The organism is Candidatus Formimonas warabiya (assembly GCF_002777255.1).
Lineage (GTDB): Bacteria > Bacillota > Dehalobacteriia > Dehalobacteriales > Dehalobacteriaceae > Formimonas > Formimonas warabiya.
This window is the reverse complement of the sequence record NZ_CP017634.1, coordinates 321,829-338,547: the sequence shown is the minus strand read 5'-3', so window position 1 is coordinate 338,547 and position 16,719 is coordinate 321,829. Positions and strand designations below refer to the sequence as shown.

The window sequence follows — 16,719 nt, the reverse complement described above, 5'->3', positions numbered from 1 at the left end:
AGAAATCCGGAAATAATATCCCTACATTATCGATTTGTACTTTCTGGATCTCGACAGCAGTATTCGCAGCTACGTCCTGCGCGATAGGTTCAAAGTAATTTATCCATTGTTCATGAGAAAGCGCTTCCGTGCAGAAAAAAAGAAGTGCCCGCAATACCCCACTCTTTGCTTTTCCCCCGGGGATATGATGAAAAATCGTGTTTCTTAGGTAGGACATGGAACGGGGACCTTCATTTATTGCGAGAAATCTATCAGATTAAAATAGCTAATCAATTTGTCTCAATTATTCCATATTTTACAAAAAAAATCAACAGTAAATCCGGGGACGGTTCTTGAATTGAATGAAATTCAATTCAAGAACCGTCCCCGGATTTACTGTGTATTACATTGGCCCAATTCGGCACTGGCCCGTCTCCGGACAAAACCACAATAACTTTCATCCCCTTCGGCGGATGCTCGGGCCATGGTGTGTGCCCGTCCGTAATAACGATTACTAATTGAGGCAACGGCTGTAATCTGGCCGCCGCATCCAAACCAGCCCTCATATCTGTACCGCCGCCGCCGGTGAGTTGGATTTGTTCCGGGCGAAATACCAAACGGCAAAACTGAACAGTCCGATCTACAGCTAAGACATGGATCCCTTCCCTATGTCCTAAGGACTTAAATATTCCGGATATTTCGGCGAGGGTCTGGGCAAGCATGTTCTCTGATATACTGGCACTGGTGTCAGCAACAACAGCCACTGAAGGCAGAGGACACCGCATGGATGGAAAAATAACATCTCCCTTTCCCACTTGACTGTGGCGGCGTGAGGGACGGCGATAGGAATAATCCGTTGCCCCATTCGTATCGGCTACGGCATATCGAATCACAGCAGCAAGCTTTTTACGCCAGTCCACTTTCGGATTAAGTTTTTCTTCTGCCCATCGAACCAAATGACCTGGTAAACTCCCTTGACCGTTTGCATGTTCTCTGATTTGTTTCGCAACATCCCGTCGGATTAACTCCCCTTCCGTTTGACTGAGACCGGCTGAAGATTCTTTGCTTGGTGGTCCATCCTCCCAGGGGGCTATTTGACCGGTTGCACAAGAGCCGCACTGGCCGGAACCGGGCGAAGGGAGTGAATCAGAACCGTTTCCGTCTCCACCTTGAATGCTTTGAGAATTTTTGCTGTCTCCATCTTGACTATTCGGAAAACCGTCCTTGGCTTGAAATGATTTGCCAGTTTTGTTTTCATCTGGTGAAGCAGACAGGGTATGACCCTGATCCTGTGTTTCTCCGGCTGAAGGCTGCTGCTCCAGTCTCTCCAAGGCAGCATAATATTCCTCTGCCAGGAGGTTTTCGGGTTGTCCGATCAATTCGGGAGTCAGCGGTGGAGTGGGAAATTTAACACCTTCACGGACAAGGTCGTCATTAATTTCCGCATCCACAGCGATATTGCTCAAACGGGGATGAAAATCCTTCATTCTTTCAGCGTGATTGCGGAGAAGATGACAAATTTCATGATAAAGAACCCCTTCGATAACTTCCACTGGCCACCGGGCCAAAATGTCAGGATCGTAGTAAATTCTCCAATACATATCGACTGCCAGTGTTCCCAAACCGGGTTTGGGAACCGGCTGGAGAGCCCATGAAGCAGAAGCCAAATAAGGACGTTCTTTCGCGAGAAGGAGACGGGCTGCCTGTAGCTCTGGGGGAAGAGTCACGCCATTAACACCTCCAGACATTTTAATGCTTCAATCGTTTCCATGATTCCGGAAGTAACACCGGCGGGAAAGGTATCGGTCAAAAAGATTTCATGATTAACCTTTATCCTTTGTGGTTCCTCTCTCCGTGTTTTTATTGGCTCCGGAATCTCTTTAAATTTGATATTTTTCGCAAACAAGGGAAAGTGAGTGGGAAAAAAATAGAAATGCCGGTAATTTCGATACCTTGGCAAAAAGACCGGGGGATAATCCTCGAAAACTTTCTTCAGGAGAGGTGCTGCGTCTTCTGACCAAATGGAAAAGGTCTCGATTTGGCCCTGAGAAATGGCAATTGTTGACGAACAGACAGGCTGATGCTGTTCAATTGTATAAAGCCGATACTCTTTTGTCCCTTTAGGGCTAAAACACACTTCAACCTTCCACATATTTTTTCGACTTTGATGCAAACTTTCTAGTTTTTCCACCCATCCTTCAGCCAGTAAGGTTTTGAGCACAACATAAATAAGATAAGCCGGCAGTTTCGTACCTTGGTAACTATATAAGTCCAGTCTGGATTCCCCGGTACCTTCCATACGCACTAAAACCTGACCGGATTGATTCGTGCCAAGTTCCATCCAAGGCAGATTCCTATACTCATAAAAAGAGTTCACATTAATCCCCCTTTTTGCAGCAGCGGGATGAATTCTTGTAATTCTTTCAGGGGTAAAGGCAATTCAGGTTTCCTAGCTGCAGCTAATTTTCGGGCTGCAACCGCCGCGATATCTTTTTTCCCTTGCTCTGCTGCTTGAGCAAGTACACACCAGGCAGCAGACCAGCGTTCCTTTGTCAGCCGGCCGATAGCGGCAGCGGTGATTGCCGTCAGTATGGCAAAGGCCTGGTCTCCCCTGTCCGGCAGGCGAAGGCGGGAAGGATTTGCCAGCACTTCTTCCGGATCCGGTAAATCCAAATCCCTGCACCAGGCTAAAAATTCCAGGCAGGTTCCTTCGCCGATGCATCCTGTGACAAGAGAAGCCACCACATCCTCTTCCGCTTGCACACTTTCCGCCGCAGCCAATAACCTGGCTGCCATGTCCCAGGACCTGGGAGATGGCCAAGCTTTGCCGGCTTGAGCTTCATCTTTAGGCACCTGCAGCAATAAATGGGGCCTGTGCCGGATAAAGGAGGCAACCAGTGCCTGTTTTTTCGCTAGAGAATTCTCCCATACCGGAGGGAGATGCGGTAAATCTGAGATAGACCAGCCCCCAATCATCCCCTCTACCCAGTACTGGACATCCAGGGACCAAAACAGATGGCAAAATCTGTTCGCTAAAGGAGCGGAAAGATCCCACCCACCAACGGCCTGTTCAGGCGGGTTGGCTGATGCCACAACAGATACACCGGCTGGTAAAGCTAAGTCTCCCACTACTCTTTCTAAAACCACTCTTAATAAGGCAGACTGGACCGCAGGGGGAGCTGTGGAGATTTCATCGAGAAAAAGCACCCCTTTTCCTGCCTGTGCCAAGCGATGGGCCCAGGCAGGAGGTTCCATGCGCACACCTTCCTTCCTAATGACCGGAAGACCAGAAAAATCCGAAGGTTCCCGAATGGACGCCAGAACAACTTCGAGCGGGAGAGCCAGTACATCCGTAAGCATCGTGATGGTTGCCGTTTTTCCTACACCCGGGGGGCCCCAGGTCAGGATCGGGACTCCAGCCTGAATGGCAATTGAAAGAGCACAAATCGTCGACATATTGTTTTGCACCTCCCTTGATCCAGGCTGGTGCCATTAAGTGCAGCACCGCGCGTGCGACCATATTTACTGTTCCTATTTTTCCCATTTTTTATCCAATATATAAGTAAATTCAGGGACGGTTCTTGAATTGAATGCCATTCAATTCAAGAACCGTCCCTGAATTTACACTGGATTTATAAAAACAATAAGCTTTTTCTATTCCGGATAGAGCCAGGTCTTCTTTTCCTGCCAGCGTTTTTCCAACCGGTCGGCGAAAGCCAGCAGTTCTTTCTCCTCATACCACTCCCGATCCTCGCCAGGCAAACCGATCCTTACTGCTGCTTGGATAAAGACACTTCTGAAGCAGGCCGCTCCAATAATAACGAATAAGGCCTTCACGGCAAGGACTCCGGGATTTACTCCCAGAAGATACATTGCCAACGGAAGGATGATGCCGATGAGGATCATACCCCCATAAAATGTATTCTTATAGAGGCCATGAAGAATAATCTGCACCGCTCTTACGGAAGCTTCCCTGCCGGAATGTTTCATGTCTATTAGGTACCCTAATATGAAAACAAGAAGGGCCATGAGGAATCCCAAGAGGATTTTATCCAGCACCAATATCGCCGGAGCGTCTCCTTGGCCAAGCATTACCGCCCCCAGCATCACGCCTGCTAATCCGGTAGTGCTGCCGGAGATGAAAAATAACGGTACTAAAGCACTGCCATTCCAGAATGTCCTCCCCCGGGCTTCTCCCAGTTCCAAACCAGGATAGGTCACGAGAACAAGCGCTGCGATCATCCCTATCACAGCTATAAAAGTCCTTAAACCACTGGTTCCTGTATCATACCAGGGAATAAAATCAAAGAAAAAGGTGGCATAGATGAAAGCCATCACCATAAAAAGGGAAAGAAAGTATGCGCCGATGCTCATAATGGACGAGGGATTGGTAAATACCAAAAAAAACTTGAATTTATTGCCCAGCTCCAACATGAGGCATAATGAGCCGATTCCGGTAACAACGACAGCCGCCAGGCTAATCCAACCGTTAATCGCACTGGTTACTCCCACTCCTGACAAGTCAAGTAGTGCGGCCACGACAAATGTCATTGCTCCCAAGGCCGCCAGGAAAAAATATCCCACTGCTAAACCCTCCCAATAGGGCTGTTTTTTTTCCCACACTTTCCGTCACCTCCTGCTATGGCATAATATAGTATACGGATGGTTTGGTCCCCAATTCTTCATAAAGGGGTTTGGCATTATGCTTACGCATCAATTGGACAATTTCACTGTCCGGATCGTCCAGATCCCCGCAATAACGGGCTTTCAACTGACAGGTCTCCACACATCTTGTCACCCTGCCCTCTTCCAGTCTTTCCATGCAGAACGTGCACTTTTCCACAATTCCTTTTTCTTCGTTATAATGGCGCACGCCGTAGGGGCAAAGGACCAGACAAAACTTGCACCCGACGCATTTATCCCGGTCCACAAGTACGACCCCATCTTTCCGGACCATACTGGCCCCGGTGGGACATCCGTTCGCGCAAGGAGCGTCCTGGCAATGCATACACGGTACGGGAACGCTGTAGGAGGTCAGGTTGGGGTAATTACCCACCGGTCCCATCTTCATGATCTTATTCCAGCGCACTGTGAAAGGCAGGTTATGTTCATTTTGGCAGGCAATGGTACAGGCATAACAACCGACACATTTTCTCAGATCCATCAACATTCCCCAATGCATGATTCTCCCCCCTCTACTTTTCCAATCCGGCATTGCGCGGTCCGGGTACACCAGGCTCCTGTCGCTTCATCGCAAAATTCCGGATCATCATTGAGAAGCACATTGACGTTGGACTCAAATACGCCCATGAGCACAGGATCACGGGTATCTTTTTCCGGGAACCACCAGCCTCTTTCCCCCTGCACATAACCGTATGGGATCCCTTCGCTCAAGAATGCTCTTTGCTTAATCTTCCCGGTCGGTGTTTCAATCCAGACCCAGTCTCCTTCCTTAATTCCATACTGGTCAGCCAGCTTCGGATTCATGGCCACCCGGGGGTCCGGCCGGAGGAGCCGCAACCTGGTGATCTCCCGGTGCTCGGAATGGAAGAAGGGCATGAATCCGCCCCCGGCAATCAAGATAACGGGATATTTTTCCGCCAGCTCCGGATTGGCCTCATGGGTAAAGGGCGGTACCACATAATTGGGAAGGGGATCGTAGCCCAGTTCTTCCAACAGGGAGTTTTTCAATTCCACTTTTCCGGAAGGGGTGGCAAATCCTTTGGTTTCATATTTTTTATATTCCCGGGGAGCGAAATCCATGCGGAAATATTCCACAAATTCATCAAAACCGGATGTTCCGTAGCCCATCTGTTCCAAACGATAGTGAAAAATTTCCTCGTCGCTTTGCCACGGCCAGTACGCTCCCTGGCCGAGTCTGTGACCAAGCTCACTCCAAAAATCAATATCTGTCTTGCGTTCGTATAAAGGCTGGATTCCTCTCTGGGAGGCGATCAAAAAGTCTGAAACACCGTAGGTGGTGGTCAAAACCGGCCTTTCTATCCATGAAGCGGCAGGAAGCACATAATCGGCCAGCAGAGCAGATGGTGTCATCCAGTATTCCATGGCAACCAACAAGTCCAGGCTCTTCAAGGCCTGATAAACCAGCCTGGAATTTGCATAGGAAATCAGCGGGTTATCGGCTAAGATAATAGAAGCCTTGACCGGATAAGGTGTGCCGGTAATCATTGTCCTGAACAGGGAAGGTGGATGCGCTTCACAGAACCATTCTGCGGGCAGGCTCTTCCCCCAGACCCGGACCAGATTCTCCGTTAAGCGGGCATAACCCGGCCAACTGTTTAATTTAAACCTGTCGCATCCAATCTGTTTCCCTCTTTGTTCCTCGGGCAACAGATCGTTAAGCTCCATCTCCCAGTCCGTGATAAAAGTGGGATGAGGGCCAGGGATCACGTCCCCACCAGGGACATCAATGTTTCCTGTAATCGCCCGCAAAGCAATGCGCGCCTGGGCCCCTTTGGTACTGCCCCGTCCTAATTGGTCGGTAGCAACCCCCCAGGCGATACAGGCCGGTTTAGACATGGCATAAAGCCGGGCCGTTTCCGCGATCTTCTCCGGGGAAACACCGGTTTTTTCCCCCGCCCATTCCGGCGAAAATGCCTGCACCCGGTCTACAAGTTCCGCAAAGCCTACGGTCCAATTTTCCACAAATTCAAAATCATATAGCCCCTCATTGATAATGACATTAAGCCAGGCTAAAGCCAAGGCATTATCGCTATTGGGCCTGATGGGCAGCCAAATATCGGCCTTAGCGGCAGTTTCGGAAAAGACCGGATCAATGACGATGATTTTGGTGCCAAACATTTCCCGGGCCATAAGCATGGTTCTCATCTCAGGCAGGTAGGATGCTCCCGGATTATGCCCCCAGACCACACAACACTTAGACCCGCCCATGATTTCGGCGTCAAATGCCCCCCAGCCAAAGGAAGATGCCTCCGTTAAAAAGTTGGGAATCCAGCATACCGGAGCAGTATGGATCACATTGGGGCTGCCCAATAAGTTAAAGAATCTCCTCCGGGCAAAATCGTCGGTCCGGTTTGTGCCCCCGATGGTGGATATGGTTTCCGCCCCGTATTTATTTTTTAATTCGGTGATTCGAGCGGCAATGTCCTCTAAAGCTTCTTCCCAGCCCACTCTTTTAAATTGGCCGGAACCTCTTTCCCCAATCCTTTTCAGGGGATAATTAATCCGGTTCGGATGGTTCAAATGCTCCAGTGTGGACACTCCCCGGGGACATTGGGCGCCCAGATTATAGGGGTGTTCCGGGTCACCAGCTACTTTTGTGACTACGCCATCCTCCACGTAAGCCAGCATACCGCAATTCATATGGCAGTAGTGGCACGCTACCTTTCGTATTTCCGTCATCACCAAACTCCTCTCTCAATTTATGCGTTCGGTCGGTTACTTTTTTTGCAAAAAGTATGCCATGGGGAAAATTTCATTGATCACTCTGAAAGGTCAAATATATCAAGGCTTTTCCTTGCCACGGCTCTCAATATTCACTGAATAGATTTTTCATTTTGAGACTGATTTTATTATTTTTAAACTAACCCGTTCTCAAAAACGCAGTGAACCAGGCCTGATAAACGTCTTCCTTGAAATCATTCAGATCACCAATGTCCGGAAAGTTTATGAGTAATGAATTTTTCTCTTGTGCGTTAAGGCATAAAAGCCCTCTTTCCAAGCCAATATGATCAGGTAATATCCTTCGGTAATGATTCCGAAAAAGCCCGCTGTTCACTAGATAAGCAGCGGCTACCACGTCCCAGTTGTAAAAGCCGTCCAGATGAAAAGCCGCCATCATATGGTTAAACCAGTGCCGGCACTTCCGGTTGATATATTGGGCTGCCGGCCCGTTATGATTTAAAAGTCTTTGGCAAAACTCCCTGTGCCCAAAATAAGCAGCCAGACAGTTATTGCCTGTAATCACCGCTACATTTTCCCCGTTCTGTAAAACACATTGTGTGGCAGCCGGATCGCAGGAAAAATTCATCTCATTCAGGACCTTGCCGTTTATGACCAGGGGCTGGGTAATGCCGCCCATCAGCACCATTCTTTTGACTTTATGGAAGATGCTCTGATCCATCAGATAGGCCCCATAAAGATTGGTTAAAGATCCCGTACCCAGGATAGAAATATCTCCCGGATGCCTGTTGATCGTTTCCACCAGAAACTCCGCTGCCTCACTTTGTAAAGTATCTTTATGGGGGCAGCCTTTAAGAAGCGGGATATCGGTTCTGCCCATCTCTTTCAGCATGGTAGCGGTATTCGCATGAACAGTTTCCAGATCACTATTGCCGTATGTAGTTGTAATGCCCCAGATTTCTACCGTTTCTTTACCTGATAAATATAACAAGGCAAGGCCGTCATCGACGTCACAACCGTCAACACCCATGGTATTATCGCAATCGAATATAATTTTTTCCGGCATCTCTTTCTCCATCCTAAACACAAATTGGCGTTAAATTAAATTTAGCAAACTGGTTCTGATAAACTCCGGCTCCAGATAAGCTTTTATTTTTTCAAAGGTATCCCTGTTTACCAGGGGACGACCGGGCTTTGTGTATTCCGTCCAGGCCATGGCACACCAGGATATGGCCCGCAGGTAATTGAAAAGCTTGAACATTTGGACCCGGTCCCGAAGTGTATTCTTGTAGGGACAAGTCGTAGCTAAGCAGTTGAGATAAACCGCCAAAAATTCTTCCTCTTCCTTTACGCTCAACACATAATTGCGCTTCCACATCGTGGTCGTGGCAATGAGAAACATGCTTAAGTCTTGCGCCGGCTCTCCATAGATGGGCTTTTCCCAATCAATCAGATGGCAGGTGAGGCGCTCCTGATTGACGATAAAATTATGTGAATTAACTTCGGTATTGATTACGGCCAGCCAGGGTTCGTGCAGAAGAAAGTCTTCATCTTTCTTCTTTTCTTCTGCCTTTAGCAGTGCTCTTTCTAAAATCCATTTGATTTGCACATCGGCGTCCGGGCAATTGAAAAAGCTTTCCAATAAAGTTACGGCTTCCTGATAAACACCGGTAAAAGGACCTGTCTGCTTCATCAGAAAACCGGCCGCACCTGCACCGAATTCCAGGCTATGGATGCGGGCAAAAGTCCGGGCGGCCTTAGGCAAGTCGTAACGGTAATCCAGAGGCTCCCCGGGAAGATACTCCATGACCAGAAGTCCATAGGGCACTGTTTGTTTGCGATCATCCAGATAAAAAGGCCTGGGGGTAACGCCGGACTTGTTGAGTAATTGCAGGACCTGATATTCATAAGCGATTTGGTTTTCCAGTTTCATCTGGCTTGCCGTGTTGACCCTTAAAACATACTTACCCCCGGTCGTTTCCAGAAGATAATTAAGATTATATTCCCCTTGGGCCAGGAACCGGACCTCAATCTTCCCTGGGTTTAGATCCATGCCACAGCGAAATTGGTGGCTGTTTACGTATGCTTTGATAGGACCAAGTAATCGTTCATTCAGCATGGCCCACCTTCACCCTTCTATCCCGTTCATTTTCTCACCGAATTATTGATTATAATGTGATTACCATCCCGTCGTAGGCCAAGGAGACTCCGGGATGGGCACTGATTTCCTCCGCCAATTGAGCAACGGTCACCGGGGTACTATAATGCATGGCCAGATGGGTAAGGACCGTATTTCCGGCTTTTACCTTTTTTCCTAATTGAATCGCTTCTTCTAGTGACATATGACGATGAGGATACCAGTTCTCTCCATAAAATGTGGCATCACAAACGAGAAAATCCGTTCCTTCAATGATCCGGGCAGTGGAATCAGGCAATCCGGAAGTATCGGTGAAATAGGCCAGTTTTCTTTTTGATTCCAGCACAAGGCCTGCCGTCTGAATCCCATGTCTGGCCGGCAGGGGAGTAAGCGTGAGATTTTCGAAGCAATAAACCTGTTCGAACTGCCAGGTGATCAGATCAAAAACCTCAGGCAAAAACGGATATGCTGAGTGAAATGCCTCAAGAGCCTCCGGTGGTAAAAATAATTTAAGGGGCTGGCGCCTGCTCAGTTTCACATAGAATTCCAGGTCGCCCAGTCCTCCAAAATGGTCGTAGTGCCAGTGGGTAAGAAATACGTAATCAAGGGATGTAATCTGCTCTCTCACCAGTTGGCTTCTTAAGTCAGGTGAGGCGTCGATGAGAATTTTTTCCTTCCCCGTATCAATGACCGCCCCACTACGGGTTCGGGCTAAGCAAGGGTTTTCTCGGGCTTCTTTACATGCGGGACAGTCACAAAAGTATGAGGGCACTCCCGGTCCCGCTCCTGTTCCCAAAAGCTTAAACTCCACTGTCATGCGCTAAGTCATTCCTTTCAAATTCGAATGATCAAGTATTGGATATTTGAATCGCTTTTTGCGGGCATTGGCCGGCACATGTATAGCACATGCTGCACAATTCAGGGTGCATAGCGACAGCCTTTCTCATCCCGCTCTCTTCCTTTATTTCAATGACTCCCGAGGGACAGAATGCTGCACAAAGTCCATCCCCCAGACATTGTTTTTCATCGATAAAAACCTGTACCCCATGAGTATCTGTTCCTTTTGGGGCATCCCCCCGTCGGGATCCCACCTTATCCAGCACAGGCGGTAAGTACACTTTCTTCCTTTCTTCCGGAATGCTCTTTTGTCCCAGTTTGACCAGGGAATGAACGATTGGTTCCAGCAATGGAGCCGGTACGGATAAATAAAGCTCAAAATCATCGATTTCACTGGAAGCCCGGGCTCCGTAACAGCCAAAAGAAATATTCATTTCTCCTGTTTTCATGGGTTGGATGACCAGATCGGCACAGGTGGAATTAAAGCCTGATGTCAGGAAGGACTGCCGTTCCCCACTGTGATAAGTCTGGGCGCAGCAGAGCCACATCGCCTGTTCCGGCCACAAGGTAAAGATCACCACATCCGGTTCAAAGCTGGCTTGATCCAAGGGGGCCACAAGGGTCGCCTGAAAACTTCCCGGGCTGAAATGAGGCCGGGAGCCAATCATTTTTTGGGCGATTTCCAAGGTGGGCAGCTTTTTAAAAAGCAGGTAGAGATCCCCCGATTTCAGCTTAGGTGACATTTCCACCAGGCCCAAAATACCGGAACCGTCCGGACAAGCATGGCTGCGGGGAGGCAGGTACAGGCAGTTTCCCCGCCGGGCGACGATAATCGATTGACAGTGCCTTAAAGGCATAGCCGGCTCAATCGTGTGGGGAGGCCTTTCTTCCCCGGGACGCATCATTCTCACCGCAACCGGAACCCAGCGGAGGGACAGGGTATCTTTCAGAATTTTGGTCATTTCCGGATAGTTCAATTTCTTGATCCCCCTTCCTCTGCCATAATTTTTTCCCAGCGCTCTATGCCCTGAGGGCCTTCAAACATCTGGTTTGCTTTTGCTTTAAGACCGGCAAAGTCTTGTTCCAAATCCAGCAACAGGTTTAATACATGCCGGATTTTTGGTTTACCGGGTATTTTGGTAAAGTTCAGAACACAGCCCAGACAATAGCTGGCAAGTATTTGGGCCCCGGATCTTTCCGCTTCCTGCACCCGAGATTTCACCAGTTCTTCCGCCAGTTCCGGCTGAAAATGGGTTACCTGGCCGCCGCTGCCGCAGCAGAGCGTCGTCCTGCGCTTATGCTCCATCTCCACCAGGGCAAAACCTTTTTGGGTCAGCGCTTTTCTTGTTTGGCCGGCAAATATGCCGTCAAAACGATCCGGACAGGAATCATGCATTGTCACCAGCGGCTTCCCGGTGTTTTTCTCTGGAAGACCGCATAATTTGCTCCTATTCAAAGTTTCATAGATGGTCATCAGTTTGATTTCAGAATCTTTCAGGACCGGACGCAACTGATAATAGCAATTAGGACAGGCTGTAATTAACGATTTAACCTTGAGATGCTGAAGCTTTGTGGTGACAGAATAGATATAGGCATCGCCCCTGCTCCGTAAACCTAATTGATGCAAAGGCATTCCGCAGCAATCGGTAATCAGCGTAAGCTCTTTATACGCGCGACTCAGATGATGGAAGCTTGCTCTAATTAATTCAGGCGCGTAGGTTAACAGGGTACATCCGGGAAAAAAGGCTGCAGAAGCTGCCTGATCAGGATATAAATCATCATAGGCGATACCATTCAGCTCACGGTAAAGACGCATGACATTCATTTGGCGATCGGGAAACAGATACCGGTAATCATTGATATTGATGCCGCCACTGTCGACCGCCTTTACCCTGGTGGCGGCAAACAGTTCTTTCATGCTCAATGAAGCAGGGCATACCGCCTCGCACAATCCGCACATCGTACATGAGTATGCTTCTTCCACTGAGGGCCCTCTATCTGCGATACGAATGGGATCTTCACCTATTTGTTTTAGGAGGGGACATTCAGATACACATTGATGACAACCTGTACAATTATTTACGATTCCCACATCATCTCTCCACCTTCTCGACTTCTGTTTTCCGACTCCTGAGTAACTGCTAGACTGCTTCTCTTGCCGGCGGTAAAGCGACGGATGACAGGCCCATTTCTTTCAAAAAGGTGATGGTCCTTTGGGGAAGCAAAATAGACAAATCATACTTGGCGGAAAGTTCTAAGGACCGGAGAACCGGCACAAGGCCAGCCAGGTCCACAGGGATATCCAGATCCGGAATCGCTTCTACCAGGGAAAAAGGAATGTCCTCCCTTTCCGCCTTATTGACCAGCATATCCAGAGCGGTAATCCCGTCCAGGTTGTAAAATACTTCATGGAAATTAAAAGGCGTCGTACAGGTCAGCCCCACAAGAGAAAAACCCCCTTCCTGGCACGCTCCCTCCACCAGGGCCGCCCCGGTCAGGGAATCTTTATTTTCGATTTCCCTTCGGGCAACTTTTTGCCCGGGTTCACTCATGCTTAATTTCTCTAATTTGGCTAAAGCGTTTTTGAGTATAGCTGGTTGAAGCGTAGGTAAATCACCTCCAATAATGACCAATCCATCCGCTAATCTGTCCTCTCTCCCGGACTTGAGGATAAAGTCTGTAGCATATTGCATGCAGGCGTCAAAGCTTCCTCCTTGATCGGAAAAAATACCGGCAATCTTTTGGGGATCGTTCACCTCAGTTAATAATGTATCAAGGTACAGCCGATCGCCGTCCTTGTTATGACAAATCCACACATCCGTCTGTCCGGTCTGTTCAACAGACAAAGCCACATCAATCACATCGAGCAGACATGCTTCGTATAAACCCTGGGCTTCTTCAGGTGTCAAAATTCCACCCCTGGCTTCCGTCAAGCGGGTCTTAATATCTCCCGCCTTTGGTACTTTGGTAAATACCAATACTGCTGTTTTCATTTGAAATTCATTCCTTTCCAAAACCAATCATAAACCGCATAGGAACAGGTTTACAGTTTTCTTTTTCCGGACAATCTCTGCATTGCTCCCGGTATGGTTCGGGAATTTCGGCAAAATCACATGGTTCAAAACCATACTTTTGATAGAAACCCGCGGCTTCTCCTCTGGATACTGTGGTAATTTGAGATGCCGCTCCACTATTTAATTCTGGTATCGGGTTTTTACAAAATGCCCCGGGGTTGCGGATGATTTCTCCCAGGAGGGCCCCGCCCAGTCCCTGGTCACATCTCTCCTGTTTCACGCCAAGTACTGCTAAAAAATAGCGATTATGCTCGTACTCGATCATCTTTCCCCCCGCCAATACCTTACCATCTTCTTTTATGATGAGATGATCTTCAATCTCTCCGGAAATATCCATCTCATACGCCCAAAGAATTTCTCTCAATTCCTCTTCGTCATTCTGTACGGCAAATAAGATTTGTGCCCCCCTCGTCATGTTCATTTCTCCCAGTCCCTGATCCCCCTTTCATTTTTGCGTAAAACCTTTATTTAATCGGAGCATTAAATAAAATTAGCAAGTTTCATGCCAGCAATAAGGCTGGTACAAAACTTGCCGTATACCTTGCTTTATGAAGTTATTTATGGTTGAGAACCTTCCTTTATGTTTTCATTTTGATAAAATTTTTTTATTTTGGGACACATGGTTTGTTTCTATCAGCTTCATGATGGGGTCCCCGCTTCGAGACTAGATGCTGCTGTAATCATCCGGCGTGTTGATATTAAAAAACACCTTGTCCGGATCTGCCACAGACCTTATTATTGCTTCTCCCACATAATTCACTTTAACCTTATCGTAAAAAGCCGTAATTTTAGGAGTATCATGCTTTAAGATAAATTCCACATAGGGTAAACACCTCTTGGAATATACCGCAAACAACGGTTCTAAATATTTTCCGATCCGGGGAACCGCAACATCATAGCCCGGAGCATAATCCAATAACAATTGAGCCAAATTTTTGTCGCACCAGGGCATATCACCGGCGACGACAAAAGAGTATTCATGGGCGGCAGCCGTTAAGCCCGCATGAATGCCCCCTAAAGGACCCTTTTCCGGGAAAGCGCCCATGATTTCCCGGGTACCTGCTAAGCCGAATTTATTTACTTCATTGCTGACGATAATAAGTTCGTCTAGGACAGATTTCAGTTCTCCGACAATCCGGTGTATAATCGGCTCATTATTGATGGTGATCAGGGTCTTATCCATTCCCATCCGGGTGCTTTTTCCCCCCGCTAAGATCACTCCGGAAGCCATCATTGTTTTGTCTCCCCATTTTGGACCGGACCATCCGGCTCCGAATCGTCTTCTACCTGAAAAGGCAAGATGGAGACCACAATATCTCTTTCCTTCAACAGGGCATTGGTAATAAACAAGCTGGTATTATTGTGTAAAGCCATCTGCCAAGGTTTGGACACGACAAATTGAGGTAAGAGAATCGTGATGATGTCTCCCGGTTGAGAAGAATGTTCTTCAGATTCGATATGTTCCACCAGAGATTTAATCACTTCCCGGTAAGGTGATTGTTTAATGACCAAGGGGATATCCGTATCGAGCATTCTCCATTTTTTTCTGAGCTTATCGGCTTCCCCTTCATAGGTCTCCACATGAAAAACTTCTACATTGGGTGAGATGCTTTGGGCATAATTTAATGACTTAATCACCATTTTGTTTAGACTGTCAATGGGAATAATGACATAGGGCACTTGCCTTGCCTTTAACTTTAATTGTTGGAGGACCGCATTGGGAATATCCAATTGTCCGGCTACGGTTTTATAATGATTCTTAATTCGATACATGCCATAGATCAAAATAGGAATAATAATAAAAACAATCCAGGCCCCACTGATAAATTTCGTGACGCCGATCACGAGCACAGCGACAAAAGTAACCAGGCAGCCCAAGCCGTTGATAAAAGCTTTATAGTGCCAGCCTTTCGGTTTGAGACGCCACCAGCGCCTACACATGCCTGCCTGAGCCAGAGTAAAGGAAGTAAATACGCCCACGGCATACAAAGGGATCAAGGCATGGGTATCGCCTTGAAAGATAATCACCAATAATGCGGCTGCTAAAGCTAACAACAAGATTCCATTGGAATAATTTAAACGGTGCCCTCTGCTGGCCAGTTGTCTAGGGGCATAGCCATCCCGCGATATCACCGAGATTAAGGTGGGAAATCCCACAAAAGCCGTATTGGCCGCCATCGCTAAAATAATTGCCGTGGTTGCCTGAATCAGGTAGAACATAAAACCTTTGCCAAATACTTGAATAGCAAGTTGAGCAATCACCGTCTGCTTCTCATTGGGCACCGCCTGAAAGACTTGGGCCAGGTAAGAGGTGCCGGCAAAAGTAATAAATACGGCGATCGCTAACAGAATATAAGCATTTTTGGCGTTTTGGGGAGCAGGTTCCTTAAAATTCGGTACCGCATCACAGATGGCTTCCACTCCTGTGACCGCCGCACAACCGGAAGAAAAGGCTTTCAAAATCAGAAATAAAGAGATCGCCTGGGTCCCAAAACTTAGATCCGGACTCATGAGATCTGGATGAGGGGCAAAGGACCCTTGAAAAGTTTTCACTAATCCCATGAAGATCAAAATAATAATGGCCATCATAAAGGCATATGTGGGAATGCTGAATATTTTTGATGAGTCTTTCACCCCGCGCAAATTACCAAAAGCAATCAACAAAATAAGCATAATGGCAATGGCAACTTTATGGGTGAATAAAAAGGGAATTGCGGAAGTGATTGCTGCGGTAGCTGCTGAAATACTTACCGCAACCGTCAAAGTATAATCGACAGAAAGGGATGCCCCTACAATCAGGCCAAAGATCGTCTTCAGATTATCCTTGGCAACAATATAGGCGCCTCCTCCGTTGGGATAAGCCTCCACAATTTGACGGTAGGAAATGGTTAAAAGCACCAGCAAAATCACAATGGCACCCGCTACTTTAGGCAGCCAGAAATAGGAAGCTACACCGATAACAGGCACAAAAGCCCATAAGATTTCCTCCGCCGCATAGGCGACGGACGATATGGCATCGCTGGCCAGTACCGGAAGTCCCCAAAAAACGGTAAATTTTTCTTCATGTATCTGGTTTGAAGCAAGTTTTTCACCTAATAACCAAGACTTAATGCTCTTATGCACCGAATCCACTTCTCCTCTAAAGCCGCAAACGATATCGTTTTTAGCTTTGTTCCATTTCAAATTACCTCTCATTTTAGCAAAAGGTTTGCGCACAATCAATATCATAATTTTCGCCGCCCGGGAGAATCAAATATCACCGCAAATTTTGCAGGAAAAAAAGGGGCGGGCAACGAATTCTTCCAACTT

15 protein-coding genes are annotated in these 16,719 nt (G+C 47.6%); all 15 read right to left on the bottom strand.

Annotation, left to right across the window (positions count from 1 at the left end):
- Positions 1–353: 353 nt before the first annotated feature.
- The 15 genes from DCMF_RS01525 to DCMF_RS01455 all read right to left on the bottom strand — a co-directional run bounded on the left by DCMF_RS01525 (position 354) and on the right by DCMF_RS01455 (position 16,638).
- Positions 354–1,727 (bottom strand): vWA domain-containing protein, encoded by a 1,374-nt coding sequence (locus tag DCMF_RS01525; protein ID WP_148132799.1) that lies wholly within the window; start codon positions 1,725–1,727, stop codon positions 354–356.
- Positions 1,703–2,356, bottom strand: coding sequence for a hypothetical protein (locus DCMF_RS01520; protein WP_148132798.1), 654 nt, complete (start codon positions 2,354–2,356; stop codon positions 1,703–1,705). Before DCMF_RS01520 ends, DCMF_RS01525 begins: the two co-directional genes overlap by 25 nt.
- Positions 2,353–3,435: an AAA family ATPase gene (locus DCMF_RS01515; RefSeq protein ID WP_148132797.1), complete on the bottom strand. Its 1,083-nt coding sequence runs from the start codon at positions 3,433–3,435 to the stop codon at positions 2,353–2,355. Before DCMF_RS01515 ends, DCMF_RS01520 begins: the two co-directional genes overlap by 4 nt.
- A gap of 198 nt (positions 3,436–3,633) precedes the next feature.
- Positions 3,634–4,602 carry an NrfD/PsrC family molybdoenzyme membrane anchor subunit gene (gene nrfD / locus DCMF_RS01510; protein ID WP_148132796.1) on the bottom strand — a complete coding sequence of 323 codons (969 nt, stop codon included), beginning with the start codon at positions 4,600–4,602 and terminating at the stop codon, positions 3,634–3,636.
- A 16-nt stretch (positions 4,603–4,618) separates the two neighbouring features.
- Complete coding sequence (locus DCMF_RS01505) at positions 4,619–5,161, bottom strand: 4Fe-4S dicluster domain-containing protein (protein ID WP_148132795.1); 543 nt, start codon at positions 5,159–5,161, stop codon at positions 4,619–4,621.
- Positions 5,143–7,362, bottom strand: coding sequence for a molybdopterin-containing oxidoreductase family protein (locus DCMF_RS01500; protein WP_148132794.1), 2,220 nt, complete (start codon positions 7,360–7,362; stop codon positions 5,143–5,145). Before DCMF_RS01500 ends, DCMF_RS01505 begins: the two co-directional genes overlap by 19 nt.
- Before the next feature lie 181 nt (positions 7,363–7,543).
- Positions 7,544–8,428 (bottom strand): nucleoside hydrolase, encoded by an 885-nt coding sequence (locus tag DCMF_RS01495; protein WP_148132793.1) that lies wholly within the window; start codon positions 8,426–8,428, stop codon positions 7,544–7,546.
- 30 nt (positions 8,429–8,458) lie between these two features.
- Entirely contained in the window at positions 8,459–9,481 is a 1,023-nt protein-coding gene (locus DCMF_RS01490) for a phosphotransferase family protein (RefSeq protein WP_148132792.1), read from the bottom strand.
- A gap of 49 nt (positions 9,482–9,530) precedes the next feature.
- Positions 9,531–10,316, bottom strand: coding sequence for an MBL fold metallo-hydrolase (locus tag DCMF_RS01485; protein ID WP_148132791.1), 786 nt, complete (start codon positions 10,314–10,316; stop codon positions 9,531–9,533).
- Positions 10,317–10,347: 31 nt separating this feature from the next.
- Positions 10,348–11,313 carry a DUF169 domain-containing protein gene (locus DCMF_RS01480; RefSeq protein ID WP_148132790.1) on the bottom strand — a complete coding sequence of 322 codons (966 nt, stop codon included), beginning with the start codon at positions 11,311–11,313 and terminating at the stop codon, positions 10,348–10,350.
- On the bottom strand, positions 11,310–12,428 hold the full coding sequence (locus tag DCMF_RS01475) for a (Fe-S)-binding protein (RefSeq protein WP_148132789.1): 1,119 nt from the start codon (positions 12,426–12,428) through the stop codon (positions 11,310–11,312). The genes DCMF_RS01480 and DCMF_RS01475 overlap by 4 nt, the downstream gene beginning before the upstream one ends.
- Positions 12,429–12,477: 49 nt before the next feature.
- Entirely contained in the window at positions 12,478–13,329 is an 852-nt protein-coding gene (locus DCMF_RS01470) for a TIGR04282 family arsenosugar biosynthesis glycosyltransferase (RefSeq protein ID WP_148132788.1), read from the bottom strand.
- Positions 13,330–13,336: 7 nt separating this feature from the next.
- On the bottom strand, positions 13,337–13,825 hold the full coding sequence (locus tag DCMF_RS01465; protein WP_214659018.1) for a GNAT family N-acetyltransferase: 489 nt from the start codon (positions 13,823–13,825) through the stop codon (positions 13,337–13,339).
- A gap of 249 nt (positions 13,826–14,074) precedes the next feature.
- On the bottom strand, positions 14,075–14,644 hold the full coding sequence (gene mobA / locus DCMF_RS01460; protein ID WP_148132786.1) for a molybdenum cofactor guanylyltransferase: 570 nt from the start codon (positions 14,642–14,644) through the stop codon (positions 14,075–14,077).
- Positions 14,641–16,638, bottom strand: coding sequence for an APC family permease (locus DCMF_RS01455; RefSeq protein ID WP_236860159.1), 1,998 nt, complete (start codon positions 16,636–16,638; stop codon positions 14,641–14,643). Before DCMF_RS01455 ends, mobA begins: the two co-directional genes overlap by 4 nt.
- Positions 16,639–16,719: the final 81 nt, after the last annotated feature.